Raw genomic sequence first — 12,256 nt, forward strand, 5'->3', positions numbered from 1 at the left:
CGCTAACGCACGTCCACGTAGTCGTCCCTGAACGCCTTCACGTACGCGGACGAACCGCCGTAGTAGGCACGCCACGTGCCGTCCTTGGACGCCTTGAACCCCTTCCGGAACCGACCGAACCCGTCAGCCGTGACGGCGCCCAGATACGTCCACTTGGTCGACCCCTTGGGCCGGAAGTAGAACGACACCTTCTGCTTACCGAAGTTCGTCCACTTGGTGGTCTCCCGGTAGAGCGTCCCCACGATGGTGACGGTGCGGCCCTTGACGACCGGCTCCGGGCTCGCGGTGAAGTCGAGGAACTTCGTGCGGTACCGGACGTCCACGTAGTCGGCCGGGCTCGTGGACGGCACCAGCAGGTAACCGTCTTCCCGGACGACCGTTCGCCAGTACCCGTCCCGTGTCGCGCGCCCCGGAATGGAGAAGCGGCCGTCACCGCTGACGGACAGCGCGCCGGCGTCGGTCCACTTCTTCTTGTCCGTGGAGAACTGCAGGTAGACGTCGGCGGCCGGACCGTCGCCCCACCGGCCGTCCGCGTGCTTCCACAGCACTCGCCCGGTCGCGGTGACCATGTCGCCCCGGCCGACCGGCTCCGGACCGGCGTCGAAACCGGTAATGGACGTCCGGTACCCGACCTGGAGGACGTTCGAGCCGGCGGACGACCCCACGTAGTTGTAGTAGTCGTCGGAGTGGTCGACGGGATCGTCGCCGAAGGAGACGTCGAAGGCACCGTCATCGGTGACCAGGACGGGAACGCCGTACACCCCGTTCCCGTCCGTCGTCGGCGTGGCGATCGTGTGCCAGTCGCCGCCGGTCGCCTTGTCGAACTGCAGGTTCACCTGCTTGCCCGCCAGCGGCGCCCACGCCCCGGCGCGGTCCTGCCGCTCGAGCCTGCCGGTGACCGTCACCGTGTCGCCGACGATGAGCCGGCCCTTGATCGCGAAGCTGATCCGGGTCTTGAGCCGCTCCTTGGTGACCGGGATCGCCGCGCTCCGCACCGGCCGGTGCAGGAAGTCGCCGCCGAACACCACGACCACCTCGTCCGGCGCCGTGAAGACGGCGGTCCCCTCGGCGCGCCCGTCCGCGCCGGTCACCGCCGTGACGCTCTGCCCGTCCGGCTGGGCGACCTGGAGCCAGGCACCCGCGACCGGCGTCTCGGTGCCGTCGGGATTCCTCGCGAGCAGCCGGGCGCGGAAGGTCACCTGCGGATGGTCCACGTCCACCGCGGCCGGCGAGACCGCCACCTCCGCGAGCTCGCTGTCCAGCCCGTTGTCGATCATGACCCGCCGCGGTAGGTTCCGCGTCATGGCGGCGTTCGTCAGCTCGACGTCCACCGTCCAGCGGCCCTGCGCCACCGTCACCGGCGACGTCGTCCGCCACACGCCGTCCTTGGCGGTGCCGCCGACCAGCTCGAAGTCGTCCACCGGCACGGTCTCGGGCCCGCCGCCGAGCGTCCGCAAGACGGCGCGCACCTTCGTGATGTCGCTCTGCGAGACGGCGGCCACCTCGATCTGCGTGGTCGCCCCCGGCGACAGCAGCCGCACCGACCGGATGTTCGGGGAGTCCGCCGCTTGGGCCTGCGGCGCGACGGCGAGCACCGCGACCGTCATCAGCCCCGTGAACAGCGCCAGCAAGCGGCGCATCCGACTCTTCATCGCACATCCACGTAGTCGCTGGGCTTGTTGGACGCGAGATAGTTCGCGCTGCCGGTGTAGGCGGCCATCCAGGTGCCGTCCTTGGACGCGGTGAAGTTCTTGCTGAACCATCCGTTGGAGGCCGTCTTCACCACGGCCACCTGGGTCCACGTCGTGGAACCGGTGGGCTTGAAGTAGATCGACACCGGCGCGTTCGGCCCCGGCATCTCCTTGTCCATGTACCGGAACAACTGCCCCTTGACGGTGATGGTCTTTCCCTTCGTCACCGGCTCAGGAGAAGCGTTGAAGCTGTAAATCCAGGTCCGATAGCGGACGTCGACGTACTGGGGAGCGCTGACGACAGGCGCGTACTTCGGGCCGCCGGCGAACCGCACCCTCCAGTACCCGTCCTTCTTGAAGGACGCGTCGGAGAGGTAGATCGCACCGTTGTCTTCGGTCCTGACCGTGGAGGCCTGCCTCCACGTCTTCTTGTCGGTCGAGAACTCCAGGACCACCGGCCTGTCCGGGAGGCTGACGCCGGAGTAGTCGCGCAGGTAGCCGTAGGCGTACAGCAGGGCGTCGTAACCGACGACCTGCGGCGTGATCCTGAAATCGTCGAACCGGGTCGTCCGCCGGATGTCCAGACGCCCGAGATCGGCGGACCCGCCGGTCAGGAAGGACGTGTCGCCCGTCCTGAGGCTCAGCGCGCCGGACCGCAGGGCCGTGAACCGCAGTTCGAACGTCCCGTCCGCGGCCGTCTTGTCCCTGGTCAGGGAGGCGGCGCTCGGCGTTCCCGCGTCGAGGACCGCCGCCACCTCCTGGCCGGAAACGGGGACGGCACCGGCGGCGCCCTGGCGGACCACCCTTCCCCGGACGACGACGTCGGCGCGGTCGGCATAGGGATTGATCGAAACGATCTGACCGGACGTCACCGTCGCCTGCTTGCGGACGGTCGTGTTCGCCTTCACGGTCACCGGGCACAGCGCCCCCTGCCGGGGCACCTCGCTCCGCGGAGCCGCCTCCCCGGTGGCCTGCTGGACGAACGAGCCGTCCGCACCCGTCGTCACGTCGGGCCCCGCTCCGGTGACCCGCGCGCCGGGCGCCGGCTCCGGCGCGACGTCGCGGCTCTTCTGGAGCATGACCCGGCCGCGCAGCGTCACGTCCGGGTGATCGGCGTCGATGACGTCGGGCGCGCTGGTGAAGCCGTCGATCGTCGTCGTGTAGCAGTCCCAGAACCCGGTGATCCGCTTCCGCGTGGCCCCGTCCGCCGTGGTGACCAGCACCTCGACGTAGTCCGCCCCGGGGCGGGCCTGGATGTCGGGATGGAACTCGCCATGCCAGACGCCGTCGTTGTCCGTTCCTCCGGTCCGCGTGAACGGAATCGTGGCGTAGGGCTCGGCCGTGCTGGAGCCGTACCGCACGTTCGCATGGACGTCGGTGACCCCGCTCGCCGACTTCGCGGTGACCTCGAACGTGGCGACCCGGGCAGGATCGAGCGGATCGAAGGTGGTGGTCGCCGTGAGGTCGGTGGCGTCCGCGTGGGCGGTGGCGGGGACGAGCAGGGCCGAGGCCGTGAGGGCGGCGGTGGCCAGGAGGGACGACGTTCGGCGCAAGGAAGGGCCTCTCCGCGGCGTTCAGGAAACGATCAGGAGACGTCCAAGATCCACTGGCGGTTGTCGCGCCCGGTAAGGCCGCTGATCACATTTCGGTCACCCTCCGCGTCCGGCTACGCGGCGTGACGCGGGTCACTCGCGGCGTTGTTATGCGGGGGCCGGCCGCGGTGTCTCATGTGCGAACCCACTCTGACGGAGGAGGCGGACATGAAGGTTGTCGTAGCAGGTGCCGGATACGCAGGGACGCTCGCGGCCAACCGGCTGGCGAAGAAGGTGCCGGGTGCGGAGATCACGGTGGTCAACCCGCGGGCCGACTTCGTCCAGCGGGTGCGGCTGCACCAGCAGCTGGCCGGGACGGGGAAGGCGGCGACGCCGCTCGCGGAGGTGCTGCGCAAGGGCGTCCGTTCGCGGCGGGCGGCCGTGGAGAAGATCGGCGATGGCGCCGTGGTCCTCGACGGCGGCGAGACCCTGGACTTCGACTACCTGGTCCTGGCCGTCGGGAGCACGCTGTCGCCCCTGGCGGGCACCGTCCCGGTCGGGACGTGGGAAGGGGCGGAGCAGGCCCGCGCGGCGCTGGCGGGCCTGGGCTCGGGCGGTGCGGTGACCGTCGTCGGCGCCGGGCCGACCGGCATCGAGACCGCCGCCGAGGTCGCCTACGCCCGTCCCGACCTGAAGGTCCGGCTCGTCGGGCGGGATTTCGCCACGAGCCTTTCGGAGGGGGCCCGCAGGCGGGTGCGCGCCGGCCTGGAACGATTGAAGGTGTCGGTGCTGGAGGACGCGGTGGACGAGGTGGAGGCCGGGACGGTGGCGCTGCGGTCCGGAGATCGACTCGCCTCGGACGTCACCCTGTGGGCCGTGATCGGCGGCGTTCCCGACCTGGCGGCGCGGAGCGGCCTGGAGGTCGACGAGCGGGGCCGCGTCGTCGTGGACGAGTACCTGCGCAGCGTGAGCGACCCGCGGATCCTCGCCGTCGGCGACTGCGCCGCCGTCCCCGGTTCCCGCATGTCCTGCCAGACCGCCGAGCCGCAGGGCGTGCACGCGGCCGACACGCTCGCCCGGCTGGCGAACGGCCGCGCGCTCAAGCCGTACTCGGTCGAGTACGTCGCCACGTGCGTCAGCCTCGGCCGCCGCGACGGCGTGATCCAGCTGTCCCGCCGGGACGACAGCCCGCGGCGGCAGTACCTCGCCGGACGTCCCGGCGCCATGACCAAGGAGCTGGTGGTCCGCAGCGCCGGGTGGAGCGCCCGCACCGGGATCGGCGCCACCGGCCTCCCCGGATCGAAGGACAAGGGCAAGTGAGCGATCCCACCGCCGACCCGGCGACGGAGGCCTTCGTCGCCCACCGCAACCTGCTGTTCACCGTCGCGTACGAGATGCTCGGCTCCGCGGCCGACGCCGAGGACGTGCTTCAGGAGACCTGGTTGCGGTGGGTCAAGGTCGACCTGGCGGAGGTCCGCGACCAGCGCGCCTACCTCGTGCGGATCGCGACCCGGCAGGCGCTCAACCGGTTGCGCACGATGACGCGGCGCAAGGAGGCGTACGTCGGCCCCTGGCTGCCCGAGCCGCTGCTCACCACGCCGGACGTGGCGGAGGACGCCGAACTCGCCGAGAGCATGTCGATGGCGCTGATGCTCGTCCTGGAGACGCTGTCGCCGACCGAGCGCGCCGTCTTCGTGCTGCGCGAGGCGTTCGACGTGAGCTACGAGGAGATCGCGGAGGCGGTCGGGAAGAGCCCCGCGGCCGTCCGGCAGATCGCCTACCGCGCCCGCCGGCACGTCGATGCCCGCCGGCCCCGGGAGACGGTGTCGGCGAGCGAGACGCGGGCGGTCATGGAGTCGTTCCAGCGCGCTCTCCACACCGGCGACCTCCAGGGCCTGCTCGACGTGCTCGCGCCGGAGATCGTCCTGGTGAGCGACGGCGGCGGCGTCAAGCAGGCCGCGCTGCGGCCGATCAGCGGCGCCGGCAAGGTCGCCCGCTTCATCATCGGCGGCATCGGCAAGACCAGGAGCACGATCAGCGCCCAGCACACCGTGGTGAACGGCAACCCGGCGCTCGTCATGCGCGTGGACGGCGAGCTCGACGGCGTCCTGGCGTTCCGCGTCGAGGACGCCCGCATCACCGGCCTCTACTACGTCCGCAACCCCGAAAAGCTGACCCATATCGAGTCCGAGAACCCGATCACCTTGCACTGATGGCGGCGGGGCGGCCGGGGCCGCGGATCAGGCGTGGCCGGTGCGGATGGTGCTGAGCCAGGCGGCGGCCTCGGTGAAGTCGTTGTCGTGGGTGCCGCGGCGGATCTCCGGGCGGACCCGGTCGGCGCGCGGGTAGGAGCCGACGAAGCGGACGTCGGCGCAGATGCGGCGCAGGCCCATCAGCGCCTCGCCGACGCGGGCGTCGTCGACGTGGCCCTCGAAGTCCATCCAGAACCGGTACGAGCCGAGGCCCGCACCGGTCGGGCGGGACTGGATCAGCGTCAGGTTGATGCCGCGCACGGAGAACTCGGTGAGGATCTCCAGCAGCGCGCCCGGGTGGTCCTCGCCGATGAACGCGACGACGCTGGTGCGGTCCATGCCGGTGGGGGGCGGCGGGGAGCAGGGGCGGCGCAGCTGGACGAAGCGGGTGACGGCGTCGGCGACGTCGTGGATGTCCTCGGCGAGGACGGCCAGGCCGTAGCGGGCGGCGGCGAACGAGCCGGCGAGGGCGGCGTCGTAGTGGCCGTCGGCGACGTGCTGGGCGGCCTCGGCGTTGGACGTGGCGGCGCGCCATTCGGCGTCCGGGACGTTGCCCGCGAGCCAGCGGCGGCACTGCGGCTGCGCGATCGGGTGCGAGGCGACGGACTTGATGTCGGACAGGGACGTGCCGGGCCGCACCAGCAGCGCGAACGACACCGGCAGGTGGACCTCGGCGACGATCTGGAGGGGCTCGCCGGTGGCCAGCTCGTCCAGCGTGGTGGGGACGGAGCCCTCGACGGAGTTCTCCAGCGCGACGACGGCGGAGTCGGCCTCGCCGCGGCGCAGCGCGTCCAGCACGGCGGGGACGGTGGCGAGCGGGAGCTGGTCGGCCTCGGCGGCGCCGGGCAGCGACATCAGCGCGGCCTCGGTGAACGTGCCCTGCGGACCCAGGTAGGCGTAGCGTGCGGGCCTGGTTTCTGCGGTCACGAAGATCCCCCGAGGGCGCGGTCGGCGGGGCACCTGCTTCTGCGGTGCCGGAAGAGACGAGTGTACTTCCCGCCGCGCCGGGCCCTCGCCGTCAGGCGCGGGCGGACGGGGTGCGGTCGCCCCCGCCGGCGCCGCCGCTGCCGCCGAAGTCGGGCAGCGGGTCGTCCATCGTCACGATGGGCCCCTTGCCCAGGCGCGCGGCGCGCAGGACCTGGTTCTCCTCGGGGGAGAGCATCTCCACGGGGTGCCCTCCCTGGACGGCTTTGGCGTAGGTCCTGGTCTCGGTGCGCCCGTTGATCGAGCTGACCACGACGCCGTCCCCGACGGCGTTGAGGACGGCGAACGAGAAGGACCGGTGCCCCGACATCTCCTTGAGCGCGTCGTAATGCACGATGGCGAGGTCGCGCAGTGCGCGTTCGTCGACCTCGCCCGAGGCGACCTGGAGTTGGCGCCTGAGCATTTCCCCGCACTCGTCGACGACCTGGTTCACCCGGTTGTGGGCCACCACCGCGATGGATAGCCCGGCCACCCCGGCGACCAGGCCGGCGACGGCCACCGCGACAAGCATCACGTGGCGAGCGTACCGACCTCGGCCGCGCGTTGCGAAGGATCCTCGCGACCGATCTGGCGGCCGAGGCGGTTCGGCAGCCAGATCCCGAGGACGAGGACGGCGGCGATCGCCGCCAGGCCGAACGCGTCGCGCTCCAGACTCCCCCAGACACGGGCGATCGGAGCGTGTCCGCGGCCGGACAGGTGCGCCCCCCACCAGGGCAGCGGGAAGAGGAAGAAGATCCAGATCGCCAGGCCGGACAGACATCTTCGCGTGTCTCGCCCATCCCCCACCAGAGCCCCGGCGACCGGGATCATCCACACAAGATGGTGAATCCACCCGACCGGGGACAGCAGCACGGACAGCAGGCCGGTGATCGCGACCCCGGCGAGCAGCAGGCTGTAGGCGCTCGCGCCCGACCGGGGGTCGGCGGCGGCCCAGTGATCGGTGCCGATCCGCCCGGTGACCGCCGGACGGGGGCCGACCAGCACGTCCGCCGTATAAGTCGCCCTGCGGGCCAGCAGGAAGCCGAAGTAGGCCATGGGCAGCGCGAGGACGAGCCACACCGCCGTCCGGGCGGGCCCCTGGTCGATGAGCCGCGCGACGATCCCGTTGATCGCCTGGTTGGTCGTCCCGTCGACGGCGCCCGTGCGGTCGCCGCCCTGCAGCAGCGCGCCGAACCAGTAGCCGGCCGAGTCGTGCGGCAGCACCGCGAAGGCGCCGAGGGTCGCCACCACCGCGGTGACCAGCGCGTTCACGAACGCGTCCCGGCGCCCGGTGATCAGGAACCAGATCAGGAAGACGCCCGGCACCAGCTTGATCGCCAGCGCGAGGCCGACCAGCAGCCCGCGCGGCCAGCGGGCCGACCGGGTGCAGCAGTCGGCCAGGCACATCGCCAGCAGGAACAGCCCGACCTGGCCGAACCGGACCTGGTCGCGGACCGGGTCGAGCCAGGCCATGGCGGCGACCAGCACGCCCAGCACCAGCGGCGCCCAGCGCCCGGTGCGGCGGATCAGGTCGCGGAACGCGTACCAGACGGCGATCACCAGCGCGGCGTAGATCAGCGCCGTCCACGCCCACTGCGCGGCCCGCCACGACAGCAGCGTGAACGGGACGGCCAGGACGGCGGCGAACGGCGGGTAGGTGAACGGCAGCAGCTGCGGCGGCTGGGTGAGGAAGTCGTACAGGGGCGCGCCGCGCAGCGCCGCGAGCCCGCCCTCGCGGTAGACCTCCAGGTCGACGAGCCGCTGGTCGGGCTGGTTGTAGAGCCACCGCGAGACGATCGGCGCGGCGGCGGCCACCGCGACCGCGACCCCGGCGAGCATGATCAGCGCGTCCAGCGGCGACCGCCGCCCGCGCCGCGGCGGGCCTCCGGCCTGCGCGGATCCGGGCCGGCCGACCTCGTCGCGCGCCCCGCTGACTGCTCGCATCCCCACATCCTGGTGTGATCGGGCCCACCGGGCCCGGCCCGATCGGGCGGCCCCCGCCCGAAGGATATGCACCCGGCGCGCCCCGCCGCGCCGGGCGTCCGGCGCGGTCCGGGAACGGTCCGGGCGCGGCCCGGGGCCGTCCGGACGCCCGGCGGGCGGGGGTGAAGCTCTTGTAACCTGAGCGCCATGACGCAGCGGGGGGCGAATGTCGGGATTTTCGTCGCCGCCGTCGTGGCTCTGCTGACCGCCGTGCTCATCCCGTCGGCGGCGAGCGCGGCGACGGCGCCCGCTGCCACAACCACCGTGATCAACGGCCGGGTCGTGGTCATCGGGGTTCCGGGCCTGATGTGGAGCGACATCAGCGCCGAGACGACCCCCGCCCTGTGGAAACTGACCGGCGAGGGCTCCGCCGGCGGGCTCAGCGTCCGGACGACGCGCACCAGCACCTGCCCCACCGACGGCTGGCTGACGCTCTCGGCGGGCCAGCGGTCGCGCCTCGCGCACGGCGACTGCGCGCTGCCGCCGAACCCGATCCTGCCGGGCCAGCCCTCCCCCACGGGCCAGCCGCCCGCCGGCGGCGCGATCGCGCCCGGCTGGCCGGCGATCAAGAGCGACAACGCGGGCACCGGCTACCACGCGCAGACCGGGCTGCTCGGCGACGCGGTGCACGCGGCCGGCGGCTGCACCCTGGCCGTCGGCGCCGGCGCGGTGTTCGGCGCCGGCGACGGCGGCGGCCGGGTCGACCACTACATCCCGTCCACCGACCGGGCGACGCCCGCCGACTGGGCCCGCTGCCAGCTCGCCGCCGTCGACGTCGACGACGTGTTCCGCGCCTACATCAGCGCGGGCGTGGACACGCACGGCGACCAGGTGCCGGTCTCCGAGCACAAGCGCGCCGCCGCCGCGTCCGCCGCGGACCGCCGCGTCGCGCAGGTGCTGAAGGGGATCCCGGCCGGGACGACGGTCCTGGTCGCGGGCCTGTCCGACACCGGCGTCAACCCGCACCTGCGGGTGGCGATCGCGAAGGGCGCCGGCTACGGCCCCGGCTTCCTGACCTCCGGCGCCACCCGCCAGGACGGCCTGGCCACGCTGACCGACCTGACGTCCACGGCGCTGAAGCAGCTCGGGCTCAAGGAGCCGCGGCAGGCCGTCGGGTCGGCCTGGAAGGCCGAGCACTCCGGCGACTCCACGGCGAAGCGCGTCGAGGCGCTGGAGGACGAGGACGTCGCCGCGCAGGCGATCCGGGCCGTCCAGACCTCCTTCTACTGGGTGCTGTTCGCGACGCAGCTCGTCCTGTACGGGATCGCGGCGCTGGCCCTGCGGCGGCTCGGCAACGACCCGGGCACGCGGTCCCGGATCCTCGGCGGCACGCGGGTGATCGCGCTGCTGGGGGGAGCGGCGCCGGGCGCGTCGTTCCTGGCGGGGCTGATGCCGTGGTGGCGGGCACCGCACCCGACCCCGGTGCTGATCTGCACGGTGCTCGGCTTCGCGGGGCTGATGACGGGCGTGGCGCTGGCCGGCCCGTGGCGCCGGTCGACGTTCCTGCCCGGCCTGGTGATCACCGCGGTCACCGCGGCCGTCCTCGCGCTGGACGTGATGACGGGCTCGTCGCTGCAGCTCAACACCCTGATGGGGTACACGGCGCTGGTCGCGGGGCGCTTCTACGGGTTCGGCAACCAGGCGTTCTCGCTGTTCGCGGTGGCCGCGATCCTGACGGCGGCGTGGATCTGCGAGTTCCCGCTGCGCCGGCACCGCGCGGAGCCCGACCCCGGCGGCCTGCTCGGCGCGTCCCGCCGCGCGAAGGGCACCGCGGTGGCGCTCGTCGCGGCGGTCGGGCTGCTCACCGTCGCGGTGGACGGGCTGCCCGCGTGGGGCAGCGACTTCGGCGGCGTCATCGCGATCACCCCCGCGTTCGCGATGCTCGGCATGATGATCACCGGCAAGCGGGTGTCGCCGGTGAAGCTCGGCGCGTTCTGCGTGGCCGGGGTCGCGCTGGTGCTCGCGATCTCGTGGTGGAACTCGCGCAGCGCCAACCCGACCCACATGGGCCGGTTCTGGCAGGACCTGATGGACGGCAACGCCTGGGACGTCGTCACCCGCAAGTTCAACGCCATGCTGAACAGCCTCGGGTACTGGCCGTTCACCCTCGCGCTGGCCGCCGCGCTCGTGTTCCTGTTCTTCGTGCTGGCGCGCCCGACGCGGTGGCGGGCGGTGTCCCTGCTGCACCGCGCCTACCAGCACAGCTGGACGATGCGCCCGGCGCTGATCTGCGCGCTCGCGGTCGGCATCATCGGGACGCTGGTGAACGACTCGGGCGTGGTGATCCTGTCGGTGGCCTTCAGCCTGGCGACCCCGCTGATGCTCGCGGCCGGGGTGCGCTCGCTGGAGATCGACCTGGACGAAGGCACTGAACAGCCAAGGCCGCGAGCACCGCGAGAAGCGTCCACGGAATCACCGTCGGCCTGACCACGGTGAACAGCCACGACAGGTCGTGCGGCATCCCGATGCGCTGCGGCGCGCGCGCGGGAAGGTAGGCGAGGCTGAGCGCGGCGGTGTGGGCCAGCAGGATCCAGTCGATGCGCGACCAGGGGAGCAGCGCCAGCAGCGCCCAGCCGAACCCGTCGTACCAGGGCAGGACGTAGGGCGCGGCGAGCAGCCAGGCCAGCACGAGCGCGGCGGCCATCCGCCGGTTGGCGGCCCGCCCCGGCAGTTCCGCGAGCGCGTCCTCCTTGGGGAGGCCGCGCGCCAGCAGCAGGAACAGCACGATCCCGAGCACCAGCGAGCCCGTCTTGATCACGTCGCGCTGCGAGCCGCGCCCGAGCATCCGGTCGAGGAGATGCCAGGGGGTGGCGAACGAGACCATGTTGCTCGCCTCTTGCACCTGGTCGAGGGCGTGCGGGCCCGCCAGCGCGTACGCGGCCGCGGCCGTGGCGGCGGCGCCGCCGAACAGCGCGACCAGCCCGCCCACCGCCTGCCACCTGCGCCCGCTCCACACCTCCCGGAGCAGCGCCCACGCCGGGCCGCCGCCGACCAGCGCGGCGGGCAGCTTGATCGCCGCGCCCGCGCCGGTGAGGACGCCCGCCGCCAGCGACCGCCCCCACAGCCGCCACCGCCCGCCGGAGGCGTAGGAGTCGAACACCGTCAGCGCCGCGACCATCGGCGCGATCGCCAGGACGTCGTTGTGCGCGCCCGAGATCAGGTGGAAGAGCAGCAGCGGGTTGCACGTCCACAGCAGCGCGGTGCGCAGCCGGCGTTCCTCGTCGCGGGACGTCCGGTAGAGCAGCACCGCGGTGACGGCGAACGCCAGGGCGTTGAACACCGACAGCACGAACACGGTGAGCCGCACCGAGCCGCCGCCGATCCACGACGCGACCGCCTGCTCCCCCGTCGCGATCGGCCCGTACACCGACGGCGTCGACCGCCACTCCTCGGGCGCCCCGGCGACCGGGTCCTTCGGCAGATCCACCGCCCGCGTCTCGTACGGGTCGTGGCCCGTCGCCGCCATCCGCCCGTACGAGGCGTAGTTCAGATGGTCGGTCGACCCGACCGGCGGCATGAACATGAACCCGACCGCCGCCAGCAGGCCCGCCACCACCAGCGGGAACGCCCGCACCCGCCAGCCGCGCCGGACGGCGCGGAAGCACAGCGCGAGCCCCGCGGTCCCCGCGAGGACGCCCGCCACGACGAGCCCGAGCACCGCGTACGGCGAGGGATGCACGTCCAGCGAGTACGGCGGCTCACCGAACCGCGCGTCCATCGCGGGCTGGAAGGCCGACGGGCCGAGCAGCGCGGTGACGAGGAAGCAGCAGAGGGAGGCCGCGATCGCCCACAGCCCGACGGCCCCCGGCCCGGTGGTGCCCGGCCGCGCGGGACC

Annotated in this window: 8 protein-coding genes and 1 pseudogene; 3 read left to right on the plus strand and 6 right to left on the minus strand. The window is 72.9% G+C overall.

Features of this window, described 5'->3' with window-relative positions; translation table 11 throughout:
• Nucleotides 1-2 precede the first annotated feature (2 nt).
• Both ACA514_RS24235 and ACA514_RS24240 read right to left on the minus strand, forming a co-directional pair.
• The gene (locus ACA514_RS24235) at nucleotides 3-1,640 is read right to left on the minus strand and encodes a hypothetical protein (protein WP_375043509.1); all 1,638 of its coding nucleotides are present in this window, start codon (nucleotides 1,638-1,640) and stop codon (nucleotides 3-5) included.
• Nucleotides 1,641-1,648: 8 nt separating this feature from the next.
• On the minus strand, nucleotides 1,649-3,244 hold the full coding sequence (locus ACA514_RS24240) for a hypothetical protein (protein WP_375043510.1): 1,596 nt from the start codon (nucleotides 3,242-3,244) through the stop codon (nucleotides 1,649-1,651).
• 207 nt (nucleotides 3,245-3,451) lie between these two features.
• Here ACA514_RS24240 and ACA514_RS24245 point away from each other — a divergent pair, with 207 nt between their 5' ends.
• Together ACA514_RS24245 and ACA514_RS24250 are read left to right on the plus strand one after the other, a co-directional pair.
• Nucleotides 3,452-4,543: an NAD(P)/FAD-dependent oxidoreductase gene (locus ACA514_RS24245; protein ID WP_375043511.1), complete on the plus strand. Its 1,092-nt coding sequence runs from the start codon at nucleotides 3,452-3,454 to the stop codon at nucleotides 4,541-4,543.
• Nucleotides 4,540-5,436 carry an RNA polymerase sigma-70 factor gene (locus ACA514_RS24250; RefSeq protein WP_375043512.1) on the plus strand — a complete coding sequence of 299 codons (897 nt, stop codon included), beginning with the start codon at nucleotides 4,540-4,542 and terminating at the stop codon, nucleotides 5,434-5,436. Before ACA514_RS24245 ends, ACA514_RS24250 begins: the two co-directional genes overlap by 4 nt.
• Before the next feature lie 27 nt (nucleotides 5,437-5,463).
• Here the strand turns inward: ACA514_RS24250 and pheA are convergent, their stop codons facing one another.
• The 3 genes from pheA to ACA514_RS24265 form a co-directional block, all read right to left on the minus strand.
• Complete coding sequence (gene pheA, locus ACA514_RS24255) at nucleotides 5,464-6,402, minus strand: prephenate dehydratase (protein ID WP_375043513.1); 939 nt, start codon at nucleotides 6,400-6,402, stop codon at nucleotides 5,464-5,466.
• A gap of 91 nt (nucleotides 6,403-6,493) precedes the next feature.
• Nucleotides 6,494-6,970: a DUF4446 family protein gene (locus ACA514_RS24260; RefSeq protein ID WP_375043601.1), complete on the minus strand. Its 477-nt coding sequence runs from the start codon at nucleotides 6,968-6,970 to the stop codon at nucleotides 6,494-6,496.
• A complete protein-coding gene (locus ACA514_RS24265) occupies nucleotides 6,970-8,382 on the minus strand; it encodes a glycosyltransferase 87 family protein (RefSeq protein WP_375043514.1) in 1,413 nt (470 codons plus the stop codon). The genes ACA514_RS24260 and ACA514_RS24265 overlap by 1 nt, the downstream gene beginning before the upstream one ends.
• A 186-nt stretch (nucleotides 8,383-8,568) precedes the next feature.
• Between ACA514_RS24265 and ACA514_RS24270 the strand changes: the two genes are divergently transcribed.
• Nucleotides 8,569-10,848: a hypothetical protein gene (locus tag ACA514_RS24270; protein ID WP_375043515.1), complete on the plus strand. Its 2,280-nt coding sequence runs from the start codon at nucleotides 8,569-8,571 to the stop codon at nucleotides 10,846-10,848.
• Nucleotides 10,849-11,383: 535 nt separating this feature from the next.
• On the opposite strand, the pseudogene mptB reads toward ACA514_RS24270, so the two are convergent.
• Nucleotides 11,384-12,139 (minus strand): annotated as a pseudogene (mptB, locus tag ACA514_RS24275) (polyprenol phosphomannose-dependent alpha 1,6 mannosyltransferase MptB); the annotation flags it as partial.
• Nucleotides 12,140-12,256 lie beyond the last annotated feature (117 nt).

Source organism: Actinomadura sp. NTSP31 (genome assembly GCF_041951385.1).
Classification (GTDB): domain Bacteria; phylum Actinomycetota; class Actinomycetes; order Streptosporangiales; family Streptosporangiaceae; genus Spirillospora; species Spirillospora napierensis.